Below are 709 nucleotides of genomic sequence, written 5' to 3' on the forward strand. Positions count from 1 at the left end.
TCGCGGACGGAAGCGCCTGAGATATGTGCTGTATGAGGCAGCGATATCGCTGATTGGAAAGAATGCGGAGTTCCGAGAAATACATGAGTATTATCGGAGCCGAAAGGAAAATCCGCTGAAAAAAATGCAGTCAGTGGTTGCGGTAGCCTGCAAGGTTATAAGGGTATTCTACGCGATTCTTACAAAAGGTGTAGATTATGATGCGGAAAAACTGATGGGAGACATCAGGAGGCCGCAGATGAAGGTAGCATAACAACCAGAGACAAAAATAACACCCTTGTCACAGTTGAATTGAGCCTTTAGAAAACAGATCTGAGAGCTGAATTCAGCTGTGACAGGAAAGCTGAAAGGTATGAGAAACGAGCTGGGAAAACGTCCACCGAAAGGTGCTGGTTTGTGGATCGTACAGAACAGGTCAGTAAGACTTAAGACAAAGAATGAGCCAGTAGTCGGCAGGAATATTTTCCATAGGGCATGACCCTGACAAGGAGCTAAGCTGACACCCTGGTTATGGACAGGCGGGACGAAGGAAGTTAGGACTCTGCAGAAATGCGGGTGATCCTGGTAGACACGGGAGGTACGCTGCCGTAGATGGATGGGTATACACAAGGCCATGTAGAACGGAAAACCAAGACGTTTTATTTCGTGTACCCAGAATCAGCTATTTTTGTACCAGATACAGAGAAATGTCCATTCCTATGGCTCCTTC

1 protein-coding gene and 1 pseudogene are annotated in these 709 nt (G+C 46.7%); both read left to right on the forward strand.

The genetic code is table 11. The features are described from left to right. Positions 1 to 253 (forward strand): annotated as a pseudogene (locus tag ACQRCC_RS15555) (IS110 family transposase); the annotation flags it as partial. Positions 254 to 352: 99 nt separating this feature from the next. Beyond that, the gene (locus ACQRCC_RS15560; protein WP_427851656.1) at positions 353 to 478 is read left to right on the forward strand and encodes a hypothetical protein; all 126 of its coding nucleotides are present in this window, start codon (positions 353 to 355) and stop codon (positions 476 to 478) included. Positions 479 to 709 lie beyond the last annotated feature (231 nt).

This window comes from Sporofaciens sp. SGI.106 (assembly GCF_050314255.1).
Lineage (GTDB): Bacteria > Bacillota > Clostridia > Lachnospirales > Lachnospiraceae > Claveliimonas.